This is a genomic window from Empedobacter sp. UBA5987 (genome assembly GCF_002429865.1).
GTDB lineage: Bacteria > Bacteroidota > Bacteroidia > Flavobacteriales > Weeksellaceae > Empedobacter > Empedobacter falsenii_B.
This window is the reverse complement of the sequence record NZ_DJBB01000055.1, coordinates 39,275-58,180: the sequence shown is the minus strand read 5'-3', so window position 1 is coordinate 58,180 and position 18,906 is coordinate 39,275. Positions and strand designations below refer to the sequence as shown.

Genomic DNA, 18,906 nt, shown 5'->3' with positions numbered 1-18,906 from the left:
TCTCGTTAAGAATTTGTTAATCAGAATATTTTATAGATATTTTAACAAAAAAAAACGCTACTAAAAAGTAACGCTTTATAATTATTGTAAATAATATTTTTCTAATGAGCTTCTAACCAATTCGCTCCTACTCCGACTTCTGCAATCAACGGAACATCCATTTGCATTGCAGCTTCCATAGTCGATTTGATTAATTCAGAAACTTTTTCAACCTCATCTTTTGGTGCATCAAAAATTAACTCATCATGCACTTGTAAAATCATTTTGGTTTTATAATTTTTCTTCAATTCTTTCTGAATTTGAATCATTGCCATTTTCACGATATCAGCCGCAGTTCCTTGTATTGGTGCATTTACAGCATTTCGCTCAGCATGCGAACGCACTACTGCATTTCTCGAATTGATATCTTTCAAATAACGGCGACGTCCCATTAACGTTTCTACAAAACCTTGGTCACGAGCCACCTCAACTTGTTTTTCGATATACGCTTTCAACGTTGGGTAAGTTTCATAATACGCATCAATCAATGCTTTGGCTTCTTTACGAGAAATATTCGCTTGATCTGCCAAACCGAAAGCCGAAACACCATAAATAATTCCGAAATTCACCGTTTTTGCCTGACTACGTTGTTCACGCGTCACCTCATCCAACGCCACATTAAAAACTTTTGCGGCAGTAGAAGCATGAATATCTTCTCCATGTTTGAAAGCCTCTACCATTGCAGGATCTTGTGACATTTGCGCAATCAAACGCAATTCAATTTGCGAATAATCGGCAGAAATAATCACATGATTTTCATCTCGTGCAACAAAGGCTTTACGAATCTGCTGACCTTCTTCTGAACGAATCGGAATGTTTTGTAAATTCGGATTTACAGAAGACAAACGTCCCGTTGCAGCAACCGTTTGCGCGTATGTTGTATGCACGCGACCAGTTTTTGGATTCACCAATTCTGGCAACGCATCAATATAAGTCGATTTTAATTTTTGTAATTGACGGTACTCTAAAATATCATTGATAATTGGATGTTTATCTTTCAATTTCGATAAAATTTCTTCTCCTGTTGCGTACTGACCTGTTTTGGTTTTCTTCGCTTTTGGATCTAATTGTAATTTATCAAATAAGATTTCTCCCAATTGTTTTGGCGAGTTAAGATTGAATTCTTCTCCAGCATCTTCCTGAATTTTTGCTTCCAATTCTCTTAATTTCGCTTCGTGTTTAACTGAAAGTTCTTTCAAGAACGGAACATCCAAATTAACACCTTCCAATTCCATATCAGCCAAAACTTGCATCAATGGCATTTCAAGATCAGTGAATAATTTGTGTGTATTTGCTTTGATTAATTCTGGTTCGAAAAGATTTTTCAATTGATTTGTAATATCAGAATCTTCTACTCCATATTCAGTTTGCTCCATCAACGGAACATCACGGAAATTCTTTTGATTCTTTCCTTTTTTTCCAATCAAACTTTCGATTGAAACGGGTTGATAGCTCAAATATGTTTCTGACAACACATCCATATTGTGACGCATATCTGGATTAATCAAATAATGCGCAATCATCGTATCAAAATTCTGACCTAAAACAACAATGTCATATTTGTTTAAAACTTTAATATCATATTTTAGATTTTGACCAATTTTCGAAATTGATTCATCTTCAAAAAATGGTTTAAATTCGTTGATAATTGCTTTTGTTTCCTCGAAATCAGTTGAAAAAGGAACATAATAACCTTTTCCTTTTTCCCAAGAAAATGAAATTCCAACCAATTCAGCTTCTAAAGCATCCAAAGAAGTTGTTTCCGTATCGAACGTCACTTCTTTTTGTTTTAGAATATTTCGTAATAAAATTTCTCTACCTTTTTTCGTATCGATTAATTGATATAAATGATTCGTTGTTGAAATATCTGTAAAAGCTGAATTTTGTGGAACGATTTCTTCATCAGACGTAAAATCGAACAATGATTGTTGAGCCATTTGCACTTGATTCGAAGAAATCTGACTTGCCGCAGAAATTTCTTCTTGCGCTTCTTTGATAATTCCCGAAACATCCAAACCATAAATTCTGTAAACCGTTTCTAACATACGACGGAATTCTAACTCCGTGAAAAGTTCAGTAACTTTTTCTATATCTGGCGGGCAAACCGTTAAATCTTCTTCATCAAATTCTACAGGAACATCTGTAATAATCGTTGCTAATTTCTTCGAAAGAATTCCAAGCTCTTTATTCTCTTCAATCTTTTCTTTAGCTTTCCCTTTCAGCTTATCTGTATTCGCTAAAAGGTTTTCCAATGATCCAAATTCTTTCAAATATTTACTTGCCGTTTTTGCTCCAACACCTGGTAAACCTGGAATATTATCCACAGCATCACCCATCATTCCAAGGTAATCGATAACTTGAATTGGATCGTCGATTTCAAATTTTTCTTTTACTTCTTCAATTCCCCAAATCTCAACACCTTTTCCATTTGCAGCAGGACGATACATTTTAATTTTTTCCGTTACCAATTGCGCAAAATCCTTATCGGGTGTCACCATATAAGTTGTATAACCAGCTTTCTCTGCTTTCTGTGCTAATGTTCCGATCACATCATCTGCTTCGTAACCTTCGGCGAAAAGTACTGGAATTTTTAACGCTCGTAAAATATCTTGAATATACGGAACGCCTTGACGAATGGCTTCTGGCGTTTCATCACGATTTGCTTTATATTCAGGATAATCTACCGTACGAACTGTTGCTTGACCAACATCAAAAACAACCGCCAAATGCGTTGGTTGTTCACGTCGAATGACATCGAACAAGGAATTCGTAAATCCCATAATTGCCGATGTATTGAAACCTTTTGAGTTGATTCGTGGATTTTTGATAAATGCATAATATCCTCTAAAAATTAAGGCATAAGCATCTAACAAAAAAAGTCTTTTATCTAATTGATTCATATAATTTTCGTTATGCGAAAAGCGATGAGCGTAAAGCGAAAATTCTCACAAATCGCTAACCGCAATACGTTTATTTTAATATTCTGGTGCTAATTCAACAACCAATCCATCCATTTCATCCGAAAGATGTAACTGACAACCTAAACGTGAATTATCTTTCACATTAAATGCCTCTGCTAACATTGCATCTTCATCAGGCGTCATTTCTGGTAATTGAATTTCTGGTGTCAATACATAACATTGACAAGAGGCACACATTGCCATTCCACCACAAATACCAATGGTTCCTTCTGGTGCTAATTCGTATGCACGCACAAGCTCCATAATATTCATATTCATATCAGTAGGTGCGTCAACTTCGTGCGAAACACCTTCTCTATCTATAATTGTAATTTTAATATCTGCCATAATACTTTTTCAAGTTACACAAAAATACGGATTGTTTACTTTCAAAAAAAGAATATGCCTCATTGGATTATATTTAATACTAATTTTAAATAAGAACTGTTACGAATCACGAATTTTGTCTACTAATTGAAAAAATTAAAAAATGAATGCACACGAAATAGATTATAAAATTTACGGCGAAGAAATGCAATTTGTCGAAATTGAATTGGATCCACAAGAAACTGTTGTAGCAGAAGCAGGTAGTTTTATGATGATGGATGATGGCGTAAAAATGGAAACAATTTTTGGCGATGGTTCTCAACAAAGTGGTGGAATTTTCGGAAAATTATTAAATGCTGGAAAACGAATGTTAACAGGTGAAGGTTTGTTTATGACTTCGTACACGAATTACGGACAAGGAAAAAAGAAAGCTTCTTTTGCTGCACCATATCCAGGAAAAATTGTTCCGATTGATTTACCAGAGGTAAATGGGAAATTTATCTGTCAAAAAGATGCTTTTCTTTGTTCTGCTAAAGGAGTTTCGGTTGGAATTGAATTTAATCGAAAGTTAGGAACTGGACTTTTTGGAGGAGAAGGTTTCATTATGCAAAAATTAGAAGGCGACGGAATGGCTTTCATTCATGCTGGTGGAACATTGCATCGTCGAGTTTTACAAGCTGGCGAAGTCTTAAAAGTTGATACAGGTTGTATTGTTGGTTTCGAACAATCTGTTCATTACGATATCGAATTTATAGGCGGAATTAAAAATACATTTTTCGGAGGAGAAGGTGTTTTCTTTGCAACTTTGAGAGGTCCAGGAGTTGTGTATATTCAGTCTTTACCTTTTAGTCGATTGGCTGATCGAATTATTGCTCATGCACCTTCTGCAGGTGGTTCTTCTCAAGGCGAAGGATCTATTTTAGGAGGTTTAGGAAGATTAATTGATGGTGATTAAAATTTAATTTTATAAAAAAGAGTTTCAAATTGAAACTCTTTTTTTGAGCTCTACGTAAAACCGTAATTTATTTCGATTGATTTTTCTTATTTTTAATAAAAATTTCATCGTTTGAAAAAACTTCTATTAACCGTTATTTTTTGTTCAGGATTTACTTTTGGACAAAATATTTTATCTTTTAGTAATGATCAATATAGCGGGATTAACGGTAGTGTTTTTTCTCCGACAACTCCATATTTAATCCGAATAAATGGGATGTAAATATTATTTCTGAGGATATTTTATTCAGAAATGATTACGTCTATATATCCGATCAAAACGTATTAGGCTTAATAAAAGGTGAAACAAAATCAGCAAATATAAAAGCTGGCATAAGAGGTGAAACGCATTCTAATATTATAGATTTCACAACTAAAAATACGATTTCTTATCATTTGGAAAATGATCTTATGGGACCTTCCGTTTCTTTTAAAAAGAAAATTAATAATCAAACTTATCGTCTTGGAATTTTTACCCGACTTCGTACACAAGGTTCTATTAAAGATTTAGATAATTATTTTCGTTTTAGTAATCAAAATGAAATAGAACCAAAAAATTATGCGTTTGAACCAACAAAGACAAATGCAATGAATTGGGCTGAATTAGGCTTAAACGTTGCAACAAATTTGTACATAACTAATACTTCTGAAGTAATTATTGGTGCAAATATTAAATATCTTTTGGGTTTAGATGGGGCATATATCAAAAGTAAAAACGCGATAAAATTAGAAGCAGAACCAAGCTTATCAGGTACATTTGATCATTCCAAACTAGATATTTATGCCTCAAATTATGATATAGAAGCAGGATATTCTACCAATTATGATTTTGATCGAGATAAATATGTTTTTCGAAATAGAGGAAATGGAGTTGGAATAGATTTAGGAATTTCTTTTGTGAACAGAAGAGCGAATGATGAATTATATGATTTCAAATTTTCGGCAAATTTATTAGATGTTGGATTAGTGAAATTCAGAGGCGATAACCATCATTTCTACAATCCTTCACAAAGAATTCAACTTCGTAATAATCCAAATTTAGATGGAGTTGAATTTGAAAGTGTTGATCAATATTTAGGACTTTTGAGCAAAGAAGTTTATGGAGATGAGACAAAATCTAAAACGGGAAATAATTTTTCAATCGGTTTACCAACCAGTTTACATCTTAATCTAAGTAAAAAAATTATCGAAAATCATTACTTAAATTTCAATTGGATGCAACGAATTCCAGTTTTTGAAAATAGTTTGAAACGTATCAATGTGCTACAAACGTCTTATACTATCCAAAAAGATGGATTTGGAATTGGACCTTCCCTTTCTATCTATGATTATGAAAATGTAACGTTTGGTGGTTATGTAAGAATTGGCCCTCTGATTTTGGGCAGTGATAATGCAATTCCAATCGTTTTCAAACAGAAAAAATTAACTTCTGCAAACTTTTATTTTGGATTAAAATTTTATCCTTTTTGGGACAATGAAGCCAAAAGACGAAGTAGAGAACCTTGTGAATGTGAATAAAAAAAACCTTTTACGCAAAACGTAAAAGATTTAAAAAATATTTCTATTTATTTTGTTAAAATTAGTCAATAGCTTTGACAACCGCTTTTTCGGCTTCTTTTCTTGTCCCGTCGAAACCATCAACACCAGAAACAGTTGTGTATTTCAAGACAAATTTTTTCCCAGGATTCATTCTATTGTAAACAGACTGACACATTAACGTTGCTTCATGGAAACCACATAAAATCAATTTCAATTTTCCTGGATAAGTATTTACGTCTCCAATCGCGTAAATTCCTTCGATATTTGTTTGATAATCTAACGCATTATTTACCTTGATTGCATTTTTCTCAATCTCCAATCCCCAATTTGCAATAGGACCTAGTTTTGGAGAAAGACCAAACAATGGAATAAAATAATCTGTTTCAAGTTCAAAAGTTTCACCTTCTTTTTCAATTACCAAACTTTCCACTTTTCCTTCACCTTTGATTCCAGTAATTTCAGCTGGAGTAACCAAATTAATTTTTCCAGCTTTTTTCAATTCAATTACTTTATCAACAGAATCTAACGCTCCACGGAACTCATTTCTTCTGTGTACCAACGTAACTTCCGCAGCCACATCAGCCAAGAAAATCGACCAATCCAAAGCAGAATCTCCACCACCAGCAATTACGATTTTTTTATCACGGAACAGTTCAGGATTTTTTACAAAATACTCCACTCCGTTTTCTTCATACGCTTCGATGTTTTCGATAATTGGCTTACGAGGCTCAAAAGATCCAAGACCACCTGCAATCGCAACCGCTTTTCCTTGCACTTGCGTTCCTTTATTTGTTGTTACAATAAAAGTTCCGTCTTCTTGCTTATCGATTGTTGCAGCTTGTTCGTTCAATGTAAAACCTGGCTCAAATTGTTTGATTTGCTCCATTAAGTTATCAATCAATTCACCTGCACCAACAGAAGGATAACCAGGAATATCAAAAATTGGTTTTTTTGGATACAATTCTGTCAATTGCCCTCCTGGTTGAGGAAGTGCATCAATAATATGACATCTCATTTTTAATAAACCAGCTTCGAAAACGGCAAAAAGACCAGTTGGTCCAGCTCCGATTATAACTATATCTGTTTGAATCATTTTTTTGAATTTTATTTAGAACGTTACTAAATTGAATGCAAATTTAATGAATTTGAAAGGATTAATCGATGATTATCATCAGAAGTCTAATAATATTTATTGATAATAAAAAAGACAAATTCAATAATGAATTTGTCTTTTGAATTTGTAGCGAAGAGCAGAATCGAACTGCCGACCTCAGGGTTATGAATCCTGCGCTCTAACCATCTGAGCTACCTCGCCTTGTTTTTAGTGGTGCAAATATAAGAGGTTATTTTCGATTAAAACAAATCTTTTTTGAAATATTTTCAATAAAAAGTCGCTTAAATAGGCTAATCAATTGAAATTCATTAAAATTAAAATCACATTTTTTTGAAGAAAATATCATCTACAAAAAAATCCTCAAGCAAAACTTGAGGATTTTGATATTTTATCTGCTTTTCTACTTATGCTAAAGCATTTTTGATACGTGTCATTGCTTCTTTTAACTCCTCTACAGACGCCGCATACGAGATACGAATACAATTTTTAGATCCGAAAGCCGAACCAGAAACAACCGCAACTTGAGCATGTTCTAATAAATATAAAGCCAAATCATCTGCATTGTTAATTGTAACACCATTGTACGTATTTCCGAAAGTTGCCGTAACGTCTGGGAATAAATAGAAAGCTCCTTTTGGTTCGTTAACTTTGAATGTTGGAATTTCTCTCGCCCAACCTAACATCAATTCACGACGTTCTGCAAACGCATCAACCATGTATTGAACTGAGCTTGGATCTGCTTCTAAAGCCGTAATTGCCGCTCGTTGAGCGATAGACGTTGCTCCCGAAGTCACTTGTCCTTGTAACGTTTCGCATGCTTTTGCTAACCAAGCTGGCGCTCCAATGAAACCAATTCTCCAACCTGTCATTGCGAAAGCTTTTGCTAAACCATTTACAGTTACTGTTTGATTATAAACTTCTGGGAAAGATGCAATCGAAACATTTTTTTCTCCGTAAACAATGTGCTCATAAATTTCGTCCGAAATAATAATCACATCTGGATATTTTGCTAAAACCTCAGCCAAACCTTTCAATTCTTCTCTTGTGTAAACTGATCCTGACGGATTACAAGGAGATGAATAAATAATAGCACGCGTTTTATCTGTAATTGCAGCTTCTAACTGTGCTGGTGTAATTTTGAAATCAGCTTCTAAAGTTCCTTCCACAAAAACTGGCGTTCCTCCTGATAATTCTACGATATCTGAATAAGAAACCCAATAAGGTGTTGGAATAATTACTTCAGTTCCTTCGTCTACAATTGCTTGTAAAACATTATAAATAGATTGTTTTGCTCCAGTAGAAACAACAACTTGATTTGCTGTATATTCAATATTGTTATCACGTTTAAACTTCTTACAAATTGTTTCCTTCAAATCTGCATACCCTGCAATTGGAGGATATCCTGAATAATTTTCGTCGATAGCTTTTTTAGCTGCCTCCTTGATAAAATCTGGTGTATTGAAATCTGGTTCTCCAATACTTAAACTAATCACATCGATTCCTTGTGATTTTAATTCTCTTGCTTTCGCAGACATTGCAATAGTTGCAGATGGTTTCAAATTCTGTAAACGCTTTGAAAGTTGCATAATATTTGTGTGTTATTTGTAATGTAACAATTTATTATTGCGAAGATACTTTTTTCTCCGTAGAATTTTGTTACTTTTAATCATTAAAAATCTAAGAATAAAATAAAAAATTATGGCTGAAATTACATTCAAAGGAAATCCTATTCATACAGGCGGAGATTTACCTATAATTGGTGAAAAAGCGCCGATTTTTGCTTTAACAGCAGGAGATTTAAGCGACAAAACATTGGCTGATTATGCTGGAAAAAATGTTGTTTTAAATATTTTTCCAAGTGTTGACACTGGTGTTTGTGCGCAATCTGTACGAACTTTTAACAAAGAAGTTTCTTCTGCTGCAAATACAGTTGTGTTATGTATTTCGAAAGATTTACCTTTCGCTTTATCTCGTTTTTGTGCTGCCGAAGGTTTGGATAATGTAGTCACTTTATCTGATTTCAAAAATGAAGAATTCGCAAATGCTTATGGTGTTAAAATGGTTGATGGACCATTAAATGGATTATTATCTCGCGCAGTTGTAGTAATTAATCCAAATGGAGAAGTTGCTTATGCAGAACAAGTTCCTGAAATTGGTCAAGAGCCTGATTACACACATGCTTTAGCAGCAATTAAGTAATCAAAATAGTTTTCAAAATAAAAAGCGTTACCCGAAAAGTAACGCTTTTTGTTTTGACTATTTTGTGTAAGATAAACTACTTCGCAAACTGAGCAGCTAATTTTTCTGCTTTTTTAGATTCTGAATAATCATAGAATCCTTCTCCAGATTTTACTCCTTTTTTACCAGCAGTTACCATGTTAACTAACAATGGACAAGGTGCATATTTAGGATTTTTGAAACCATCGTACAACACTTCTAAGATTGATAAACAAACGTCTAAACCGATAAAATCTGCTAATTGTAATGGTCCCATTGGATGAGCCATACCTAATTTCATTACTTCGTCAATTTCTTTCACGCCCGCAACTCCTTCATATAAAGAATAAATTGCTTCGTTAATCATTGGCATTAAAATACGATTGGCGATAAAACCTGGATAATCATTCACTTCAACTGGAACTTTTCCTAATTTTTCTGACATTTCCATAATCGCTTTCGTTACTTCGTCTGTTGTATCGTAACCACGAATAATTTCAACCAATTTCATCATCGGAACTGGATTCATGAAATGCATTCCAATCACTTGTTTTGGACGACTTGTAACAGACGCAATTTTTGTAATCGAAATAGAAGAAGTATTAGACGCTAAAATTGCATTTGCTGGCGCAGCTTCATCAATTTGTTTGAAGATTTTCAATTTCAAATCTAAATTTTCTGTTGCAGCTTCTACAACTAAATCCGCATTTTTTACCGCTTCCGCAGTATCTGTAAATGTTGTAATATTATTTAAAGTTGCTGTTTTGTCAGCTTCCGTAATTTTTTCTTTGGCGATCATACGCTCCAAATTTCCAGCGATTGTTTTCAATCCACGCTCCAAACTATCTTGAGAAACGTCAACCAAATTCACTGCAAATCCTGATTGTGCGAAAACGTGAGCAATTCCATTCCCCATCGTTCCAGCTCCAATAACTGTAATGTTTTTCATCTTTTTGTATGTTTGTTTTTATTATTTATTTTTTTTCGAGATTCGAAGTTCGAAATGAGTTTTGCGAAATTTGATTTTTCAGAATGAGAAGCTGAAATGAATTCAGCTTGACAAATTTTCGTCATTCTGAACTTGTTTCAAAATCACATCATATTCATGCGTTTAGCGAAATTCGAACTTCTAAAATCTAACATCGATTTATTCTTTCTCGATTGTTTGATTTTTGATGACTTGCTGTTCTTTTTCAAAATAAGCAATAATCTCCAATGCAACTTTCAATGCATTTCGTCCATCTTGTAACGAAACTTTAATTGGTGAATTATTCACAATAGAATCTGCAAAGCTTTCTAATTCATCCAAAATTGCATTATTTGGTAAAATTTCTGGATGTTCAAAACAAATTTCTCTACGATCTCCTTTATCGTTTTCCAAAATCATCGCAAATTCACTTGGATTTTCTGGCGCTTTGTGCATTTTAATAATTTCAGTCTTTTTCGTCAAGAAATCAATTGAAATATACGCATTTCGTTGAAAAACACGCATTTTTCGCATATTTTTCATTGACATTCTACTTGTCGAAACATTCACCACACAACCATTTTCAAACTCAATTCGAGCATTTGCAATATCAGGTGTATCACTAATTACCGAAACTCCAGACGAATGAATTGATTTAATTTCTGATTTTACAATCGATAAAATCACATCTAAATCATGAATCATCAAATCTAAAACTACAGGAACATCTGTACCGCGCGGATTAAATTCTGCCAAACGATGCGTTTCAATAAACAATGGTTCTTCGATAAAAGGTGCAGCCGCTGTAAATGCAGGATTAAAACGCTCTACGTGTCCAACTTGCGCTTTCAAACCTTTTTCATTTGTCAATTTCAACAAATGATCTGCCTCTTCTAAGGTATGCGTAACTGGTTTTTCGATGAAAAAATGTTTATTTTTTTCGATCACTTTCAATGCCACTTCATAATGTGATAACGTTGGTGTCACAATATCGACAACATCAACAGCATCAATTAATTCGTCCATCGAACTAAAATATTTATACCCAAATTCAGCTTCAACTTTTTTTCCATTTTCTTCAAAAGAATCAAAGAAGCCAATTAATTCGTATCTTTCCGATTGATTTAATAACTTTAAATGGATTTTTCCAAGGTGCCCAGCACCGATCACTCCTACTTTTAACATTTGGTAGATTTTGCCGTTAAAATTAATGAGAATAAGTTGTATTTAATGCATTTTTGTAAAAATTTTGGAATATGTCTGTAGACGATTTTAAACACAGAGGACGACGCAAAATGTTGGTTGATTTGTTGCGCTCGAAAGGAATTGAAGATGAAAACGTATTGGAAGCTATTAATTTAGTGCCACGACATTTATTTTTAGACAGCGCATTTACGGAATTCGCATATCGCGACGAAGCTTTTCCGATTGCTGCTGGACAAACGATTTCGCATCCGTTTACAGTTGCTTTTCAGACACAATTATTAGACATTCAGCCTAATGAAAAAGTCTTAGAAATCGGAACTGGTTCTGGTTATCAAACTGCTGTTTTGGTTGCTTTGGGTGTTGAAGTTTTTACGATTGAAAGACAAAAAGATTTGTTTGATTTCTCGAAAATCATGTTGAAAAAAATCAATTTCGAGCCACGTTATCAAACGTATGGAGATGGTTACAAAGGTTTACCTTCTTTTGCTCCTTTTGATAAAATTATTGTAACGGCTGGTGCGCCAGAAATTCCAGAAGAATTAAAAAAACAATTGAATATTGGAGGAATAATGGTGATTCCAGTTGGTGAACAATCGCAACGAATGATTGTCATTATGAGATTATCAGAAGATCAATTTGAACATTACGAATTTGGTGATTTCAAATTTGTGCCAATGTTAGAAAGTCGAGATAAATAGAATAAAAAACTCCAACTAAAGTTTAGTTGGAGTTTTTTATTTTATTTATTAATCATCAATTTTCTTAAAATTCCCGTTTTTATCAAATTTTAATTCAAGTCCATTGTTCAATTTCACTTCAATTTCTTTTCGATCTCTTTCTATTTTTGTTATTGTAGTATTCGGAAAACTTCTTTTCACATAATTCGAAATTTTAGCTGGAATAAATCCTGTTGGAATAGCATTTCGTTTTCCATCGACTTCTTTCCAAGCTCCGTCTCCATCAAATTCTACTTTTGTTCCATTTGCCAAATACACTTTATATTCTTTCGAAAAATAATCGTCGTCCAACATCACAGAACCAACTTGTTTTACACCAAAATATTTGTTGATAAATTGCTGTCCCATTTTTGGAACTTGGTTATATTTTATTGCTTTATCTTGAGCAAAAGAAATCAACGTTGCACTTAACATGATAACACTTAAAAACTTTTTCATTTTGTTTGATTTTATAATTATTAAGACAAAGTTGCAAAGTGAATTAGGAAAGATTTGGGAATAATTTATTTTTTCAAAATAAATTGATGAAAAGGAAACTCATAATTGTAACGTAACGTCAAATTTTGTTGATTTTTGATAATCGTGTCCACAATCGAAAGCCCCAAGCCATTATTTCCATCACTTGTTCCTTGTTTATAAAAACGACTAAAAATAAGATTCGAATCCAATGTTGCGTTTTTCCCTGTATTCGAAATTATAAATTGATTTGAATCACTTTCTATCTTAATAATTTTCTCATCATTATTATGTTTGATCGCATTTCGAATCAAATTTGAAATTAAAATTCGCGCTAAATCGATATTAAAATCAAGAATAAAATCTGCCTTAAAATTCGTTTCTAATTTAATTTCTTCTGCTTCTAAAATTTCTTCATAATCTTCGATCAAATCTTTTGTCAAAGCTGTAAAATTAACTTCAACATTATTTTTGTATTGATTATTCTCGATTCGAGATAACATTAACAACGATTTATTAAGATTCACCATTCGCCAAAGTGTTTGCTTGGTTTCTACCAAACTCATCACCTCTTTTTCTTTTAAATCTGAATTTTCTATTAGCAAATCAAGTTTGTTTAGCGCAATTGTCAAAGGTGTTTGCAATTCGTGGGAAGCATTTTCGATGAACAATTTTTGTGAATTAAAAACCTCATCATTTCGATTAATCATTCGCTCAATTTCTTTTTGCAAATAAGAAAATTCTTTCACATTCGTTTCGACAAGTTTTGGTTTTTCGTTATTTCCTACTTCATATTTTCTTAATTGAGAAATAATTTGCCCAAAAGGTTTGAAGGCTTTTTTCAATCCAAAATGATTAATCAATAAAATACTAATCAAAATAAAAACATACAACGCAATCAAAGAAATCGATAAATCATAAATCAATTCATCTTCTTCGACTGTTGAGGTTCTTATTTCTAATGAATACGGATGATTTTCTTTGTCATAAAAACCAGTTCTCAATATACGATAAGGTTCCATATCATCATCGTATCCCATGTAAACCAACTCATTCGAAAAGTGATTTCTTTCATCATATTTACTTGGATCAACTTTGGAAATTTTGAATTGACTTAATCCAAATTCGGTTGTATTTAATAAATTCGGATCGCGATAAGCTTCTCGAATAATTTCAATTTTTTGATTCTTTAATCCGTCATCTACATTGTCATAAACTTCATCCAAAATCAAGGAATGAAAAAGAAATGCCCAAATCGCAATAACGATAAGCAACCAAAATGTGAGGTAACGAAATGTATAATTTTTTAGTGATATTTTCATGTTAAATCAACTTATAACCAATCCCATAAACCGCTTGTAAATCGGCTTCAGAATTTGCTTCTTTCATTTTTTTTCTTAGATTTTTTATTTGCGAATAAATAAAATCTAAATTATCAGATAGCTCAATATGATCTCCCCAAACACTTTCTGCTAAAGTTGTTTTCTGAAAAACACGTTCGGGTCTCAACATAAAATAATACAGCAAATCATATTCCTTTCTGTTTAATTTCAGTTCGATATTATTTACTTTTACCAAACGATCTTCGGGAAAAATTTGAATATTTTTATAACTCAAAACATCCTCTCCTTTTTGTAGATTTTTGCGCAAAGCAACTTTAATTCGAGCCAATAATTCAGCAAAATGAAATGGTTTCGCTAAATAATCATCCGCGCCAATCAATAATCCTTCTACTTTATCATCAACCGAATCTTTCGCCGACAAAATAATCACCGAAGTTTCTTTATGAAGATTCTTCAATTCCTTCAACAAAGACATTCCATCACCGTCTGGTAACATCATATCCAATAAAATGCAATCATAATCGAACGAAATTATTTTATCCAAAGCTTGCTGATAATTATCTGCTGTTTCGACAATCATCTTTTCCTTTTCTAAAAACTCAACAATTGTTTCTTGCAATTTTATTTCATCTTCTACGACTAAAATCTTCATAACTTCAGTTTAAATAATTGGTAAAAATAGATAGTAAAATAGGAAAGAATTAGGAAAACTCCTACTTTTATTCTCAAAATTTAAGATTTCAATTTTGAAAAAATATAGCTTTAAAAATGATTATAGCGAAGGCGCTCACCCAGCAATTTTGCAACGATTAATCGATACAAATTTAGAACAAACAATTGGTTACGGCGAAGACGAATTTTGCAATGAAGCAAGAGAGTTCATCAAAAAAAGACTGAAAAAAGATTCAGCAATTCATTTTGTTTCTGGTGGAACACAAGCCAATTTAATTGTAATTTCTTCTATTCTAAAACCACACGAATCTGTAGTTGCAGCCGAAAGCGGGCATATTGCCGTTCACGAAACGGGCGCGATAGAAGCAACAGGACATAAAATAAATACCATTGCGACGGATAATGGAAAAATAACTCCTGAGCAAATTTCGATTATTCTTGCCACACATACGGACGAGCATATGGTAAAGCCAAAATTGGTTTATATTTCTAATTCTACGGAAGTTGGAAGTGTTTATTCAAAAAAGGAATTGCAAAAGCTTTATCATTTTTGCCAAGAAAATAATTTATACCTTTTTGTTGATGGCGCACGTTTAGCTTCTGCTTTAACTTCTTCTAAATGTGATTTAAACTTAGAAGATATGGCAAATTTTGCAGATGTTTTTTACATTGGTGGAACTAAAAATGGTGCACTTTTAGGTGAAGCAATTGTGATAAATAATTTAAAATTGGACGAAGATTTTCGTTATCATATTAAGCAAAAAGGCGGAATGTTAGCGAAAGGACGTTTGATAGGAATTCAATTTTCGGAAATGTTTCGAGATGATTTATTTTTCGAGATGGGAAAACACGCCAATCAAATGGGAGAAAAATTAGCAAATGCTATTTCAGCAAAAGGTCACAACTTTTTGACAGAACCATCTTCCAATCAAATTTTCCCTATTTTACCAAATTCAATTATCGAAAAACTACAACAAGATTTTGAGTTTTATATTTGGCAAAAAATTGATGAACAAAATTCTGCAATTAGATTAGTCACTTCTTGGACAACACCAGAGGAACAAGTAGAAAATTTTATCAAATCAATATAAAAAATAAAAGGATCCATAAATTATTGGATCCTTTTATTTTAATAATAATCTTTCACATTTTTCAAACGCTCTTTCGCGCGTTTATATTCTGCTTTTCTGATTTCTTTTTTACGTTTCATCAAATTTTTATCGTGAGAATAATTACGTTCTATTCGCTTGATATCTCTTTCGTATTCGTCTTCTAAACGCTCTAATCGATCATCAATTCGGTCTTTGTAATAATCGTCACGATGAGAATTTGACCATTTATAACGTTGATTATCGTTTAAGATTTTATCAATATCACGTTGTAAATTGTAAGAAATCTCTCTTTTTCTTCTACCTTTTTCGTAACCAGATAAATTACGATCTCTTCCAACTCTTTCGAAATCTTTACTTGCTTGTTTTTTTAAAGCAATTATTTTATTTTTTTGACTACTTGATATTCCGTAATAATCAGATCTTTCAATTAAAACATCGACATTTCTATTATTTCCATCATTTGGTCTATTTTGCGCATAACTTGACATTGTAAACAACGCAAAACCAAAAATTAAAAACTTCTTCATATTCTAAACTTTCGTTTAGAATAAGCAAAGTCCGTGCTGAAATGAATAAATTTTTAATAATTACACATAATCAACAAATAATCAACTTATTAAAGTTTAGTTTTTTCTAATGCTTGCAAAATATCTTCGATAATATCTGTTTTATCTTCCAAACCGACTGATAAACGAATAGAACCCGGCATAATTCCTAAATCTGCGCGTTCTGCATCTGATAATTTTGCGTGAGTTGTTGTTGCTGGATGCGTTGCAATCGATCTCGAATCCCCTAAATTAGACGTATATAAAATCATTTCTAATGCATCAATAAATCTGAAAGCACGTTCTTTTCCTCCTTTCACTTCAAATGTTACGATTCCACCCCCGCCTTTCATTTGTTTTTTCGCCAACTCATATTGCGGATGCGATGGTAAAAATGGATATTTCACATCTGCAATTTCAGCATGATTTTCCAAAGCTTCTGCCAACGCCAACGCATTTTCGCAATGACGATCCATACGAAGTGGCAACGTTTCTAAACTTTTAGAAATTGTCCACGCATTAAAAGCCGACATCGCCGGACCTGTATGACGAATAAAAAACATCATTTCATTGATTAATTCTTCTTTTCCTACAACTACTCCACCCAAAACTCGACCTTGTCCGTCCATATATTTTGTTGCAGAATGAATAGATAAATCAAATCCAAATTGCAAAGGTTGTTGTAAATATGGCGTTGCGAAACAATTGTCAATTGCAAAAATAACATTCGGATGTTTTTCTTTCAATTTTGCCAAAGCTTCTAAATCAAATAATTCTAATCCAGGATTTGAAGGCGATTCTAAGAAAACAATTTTTGTATTTGATTGAATTGCTTTTTCCCAATCCTCGATATTTGGCGTTTCTACATATGTATAAGTTACGCCCCAACGCGGAAATAATTGCGTAATTAATTGATGTGTAGAACCAAAAATTGCACGACTCGATACAATATGATCTCCACTTTTTATATACGAAGCAAAAGATGCAAAAACAGCAGCCATTCCCGAAGCAAAAGCTAAACCTGCATCTGCTTTTTCCAAAGCACAAACGCGATTAATAAACTCTGTTGTATTTGGATTTGCATAACGTGAATAAACCATACCTTGCTCTTCTTCTGCAAAAATTGCACGTCCTTGCTCTGCGCTATCAAAAATAAAACTTGATGTTAAATATAATGGAACCGAATGCTCGCGAGTAGCAGATCTTGGCGCTTGCTCACGAATTATCTTAGACTGATCTTTTTTCATAAGAATCAAAGTTAACGATAGTTTTATTAAGCAAAAAGCTTTTAATAAAGTTTTAAACAGAAATTATTTCTGTTTTCAATCGTTGTTTCGATAATTTGACTGTTTCTAAAAAGATTTTTAGAAATATTTCAGAAACGATTTTAAAACTTTCATTTTCATCACGATTAAAAATGATTAAACGAGTAATTATTCCTAAAATATCATTCAAATTTAATCTCTACCTTTGCAGTCTTATATCAATTTATGTCATTCGAAAATTTAGGATTATCACCATATTTATCAAAAGCAATTACAAAACTTGGATTTTTAAAACCTTTTGAAATTCAGACCGAAACAATTCCATCTATTTTAAAAGGAAAAGATGTGATGGGAATTGCAAAAACTGGTTCTGGAAAAACCTTGTGTTTTGTTGCGCCTTTGCTACAAAAAATTCAACATCAATCGTACGAAAAATCTCGTAACATAAAAGCGTTAATTTTAGTTCCAACACGTGAACTAGCAGTTCAGATTGAACAAACTTTTGCAGGATTGCGAACTGCTTTACGCCGTGAGGTACAAACGCAAGCGGTGTATGGAGGAACTTCGATTAATCCACAGATGAAAAATTTGTATGGAACAGAAATTTTGATTGCAACTCCTGGTCGTTTATTGGATTTAATGGATCATAATGCGTTATCATTGGATCAATTGCAATATTTGGTGATTGACGAAGCAGACAAAATGTTCCAATTAGGATTTGGAGATGAAATGAACCGAATTTTGAAAAGTGTTCCGAAAAAGAAACAATCGATTCTTTTTTCTGCGACTTTGAATGATAAAATTGATGAAATAAAATCTACATTAAGTATTGATCCAATTGTTGTTGAAATCAAAAAACAAGAAATTGATTTGGAACAAATCGAACAAGTTGCTTATAAAGTTGATGCCGAAACAAAAGGTCCTTTTTTAAGATATTTAATTAAATCTGAAAACTTAGAACAAGTTTTGGTTTTTGTTTCTTCGACACGAACTGCAGATAATTTAGTAGAAAAATTAAAAAAGAATAAAATCTCTGCAATGGCGATTCACAGTAAAAAATCCCAAGGCGCTAGAATGGATAATTTGGAAGATTTTAAACTAGGTGATATTAAAGTTTTGGTTGCAACTGATTTGATTGGACGCGGAATTCATATCGAAGGTTTACCAACTGTTATTAATTATGAATTACCTCGTTCACCTTTAGATTATGTACACCGAATTGGGCGTACAGGTCGTGCAAATGCAAATGGAAAAGCAATTAGTTTGATTACGGAAGAAGATTTACATCATTTCAAAATCATTCAGAAAAAAATGGGTAAAAAAGTTGATTTACTTCCAACTGATGATGTGAATTTACACGGATTCTAAGAAATACGAAACTCGAATTACGAAGTTAGAAACTCAACAACTCTAA

The 18,906-nt window shown here is 32.8% G+C and carries 17 protein-coding genes and 1 tRNA gene; 6 read left to right on the top strand and 12 right to left on the bottom strand.

Annotation, left to right across the window (positions count from 1 at the left end; translation table 11 throughout):
- Window positions 1-101: 101 nt before the first annotated feature.
- Window positions 102-2,939, bottom strand: a complete 2,838-nt coding sequence (gene polA / locus B3J26_RS09330) for a DNA polymerase I (RefSeq protein ID WP_125349801.1) — start codon at window positions 2,937-2,939, stop codon at window positions 102-104.
- A gap of 75 nt (window positions 2,940-3,014) precedes the next feature.
- Entirely contained in the window at window positions 3,015-3,347 is a 333-nt protein-coding gene (locus B3J26_RS09325; protein ID WP_180905218.1) for a 2Fe-2S iron-sulfur cluster-binding protein, read from the bottom strand.
- A 142-nt stretch (window positions 3,348-3,489) separates the two neighbouring features.
- Here B3J26_RS09325 and B3J26_RS09320 point away from each other — a divergent pair, with 142 nt between their 5' ends.
- Together B3J26_RS09320 and B3J26_RS09315 are read left to right on the top strand one after the other, a co-directional pair.
- On the top strand, window positions 3,490-4,281 hold the full coding sequence (locus B3J26_RS09320) for a TIGR00266 family protein (RefSeq protein WP_038332593.1): 792 nt from the start codon (window positions 3,490-3,492) through the stop codon (window positions 4,279-4,281).
- A 233-nt stretch (window positions 4,282-4,514) separates the two neighbouring features.
- The gene (locus tag B3J26_RS09315) at window positions 4,515-5,837 is read left to right on the top strand and encodes a DUF5723 family protein (protein WP_349679514.1); all 1,323 of its coding nucleotides are present in this window, start codon (window positions 4,515-4,517) and stop codon (window positions 5,835-5,837) included.
- 61 nt (window positions 5,838-5,898) lie between these two features.
- Here the strand turns inward: B3J26_RS09315 and B3J26_RS09310 are convergent, their stop codons facing one another.
- From B3J26_RS09310 to B3J26_RS09300, 3 genes are all read right to left on the bottom strand, one after another.
- The gene (locus B3J26_RS09310; protein WP_115001902.1) at window positions 5,899-6,951 is read right to left on the bottom strand and encodes an NAD(P)/FAD-dependent oxidoreductase; all 1,053 of its coding nucleotides are present in this window, start codon (window positions 6,949-6,951) and stop codon (window positions 5,899-5,901) included.
- 148 nt (window positions 6,952-7,099) lie between these two features.
- Window positions 7,100-7,173, bottom strand: a tRNA-Met gene (locus B3J26_RS09305).
- 203 nt (window positions 7,174-7,376) lie between these two features.
- Entirely contained in the window at window positions 7,377-8,558 is a 1,182-nt protein-coding gene (locus B3J26_RS09300) for a pyridoxal phosphate-dependent aminotransferase (protein WP_219034881.1), read from the bottom strand.
- Window positions 8,559-8,670: 112 nt separating this feature from the next.
- On the opposite strand from B3J26_RS09300, the gene tpx reads away from it, so the two are divergent.
- The gene (gene tpx, locus B3J26_RS09295) at window positions 8,671-9,171 is read left to right on the top strand and encodes a thiol peroxidase (protein ID WP_114997736.1); all 501 of its coding nucleotides are present in this window, start codon (window positions 8,671-8,673) and stop codon (window positions 9,169-9,171) included.
- 76 nt (window positions 9,172-9,247) lie between these two features.
- Here the strand turns inward: tpx and B3J26_RS09290 are convergent, their stop codons facing one another.
- Both B3J26_RS09290 and B3J26_RS09285 read right to left on the bottom strand, forming a co-directional pair.
- Entirely contained in the window at window positions 9,248-10,138 is an 891-nt protein-coding gene (locus tag B3J26_RS09290; protein WP_114997739.1) for a 3-hydroxyacyl-CoA dehydrogenase family protein, read from the bottom strand.
- 198 nt (window positions 10,139-10,336) lie between these two features.
- Window positions 10,337-11,341 (bottom strand): Gfo/Idh/MocA family protein, encoded by a 1,005-nt coding sequence (locus tag B3J26_RS09285; protein WP_114997742.1) that lies wholly within the window; start codon window positions 11,339-11,341, stop codon window positions 10,337-10,339.
- Window positions 11,342-11,412: 71 nt separating this feature from the next.
- Between B3J26_RS09285 and B3J26_RS09280 the strand changes: the two genes are divergently transcribed.
- Window positions 11,413-12,060, top strand: a complete 648-nt coding sequence (locus tag B3J26_RS09280; protein WP_038332579.1) for a protein-L-isoaspartate(D-aspartate) O-methyltransferase — start codon at window positions 11,413-11,415, stop codon at window positions 12,058-12,060.
- Between the two features lie 48 nt (window positions 12,061-12,108).
- On the opposite strand, the gene B3J26_RS09275 is transcribed toward B3J26_RS09280, so the two are convergent.
- From B3J26_RS09275 to B3J26_RS09265, 3 genes are all read right to left on the bottom strand, one after another.
- Window positions 12,109-12,537, bottom strand: a complete 429-nt coding sequence (locus B3J26_RS09275) for a PepSY-like domain-containing protein (RefSeq protein ID WP_114997745.1) — start codon at window positions 12,535-12,537, stop codon at window positions 12,109-12,111.
- A gap of 65 nt (window positions 12,538-12,602) precedes the next feature.
- Window positions 12,603-13,877: a sensor histidine kinase gene (locus tag B3J26_RS09270; RefSeq protein WP_221854498.1), complete on the bottom strand. Its 1,275-nt coding sequence runs from the start codon at window positions 13,875-13,877 to the stop codon at window positions 12,603-12,605.
- A 1-nt stretch (window position 13,878) separates the two neighbouring features.
- Complete coding sequence (locus tag B3J26_RS09265) at window positions 13,879-14,550, bottom strand: response regulator transcription factor (protein WP_114997751.1); 672 nt, start codon at window positions 14,548-14,550, stop codon at window positions 13,879-13,881.
- 94 nt (window positions 14,551-14,644) lie between these two features.
- Here B3J26_RS09265 and B3J26_RS09260 point away from each other — a divergent pair, with 94 nt between their 5' ends.
- Window positions 14,645-15,661 (top strand): threonine aldolase family protein, encoded by a 1,017-nt coding sequence (locus tag B3J26_RS09260; RefSeq protein WP_280036984.1) that lies wholly within the window; start codon window positions 14,645-14,647, stop codon window positions 15,659-15,661.
- A 38-nt stretch (window positions 15,662-15,699) separates the two neighbouring features.
- Here the strand turns inward: B3J26_RS09260 and B3J26_RS09255 are convergent, their stop codons facing one another.
- Window positions 15,700-16,209, bottom strand: a complete 510-nt coding sequence (locus B3J26_RS09255) for a hypothetical protein (protein ID WP_286475725.1) — start codon at window positions 16,207-16,209, stop codon at window positions 15,700-15,702.
- Between the two features lie 89 nt (window positions 16,210-16,298).
- On the bottom strand, window positions 16,299-17,474 hold the full coding sequence (locus B3J26_RS09250; protein ID WP_291074267.1) for a trans-sulfuration enzyme family protein: 1,176 nt from the start codon (window positions 17,472-17,474) through the stop codon (window positions 16,299-16,301).
- A gap of 243 nt (window positions 17,475-17,717) precedes the next feature.
- Between B3J26_RS09250 and B3J26_RS09245 the strand changes: the two genes are divergently transcribed.
- On the top strand, window positions 17,718-18,860 hold the full coding sequence (locus B3J26_RS09245) for a DEAD/DEAH box helicase (protein WP_286475726.1): 1,143 nt from the start codon (window positions 17,718-17,720) through the stop codon (window positions 18,858-18,860).
- Window positions 18,861-18,906: the final 46 nt, after the last annotated feature.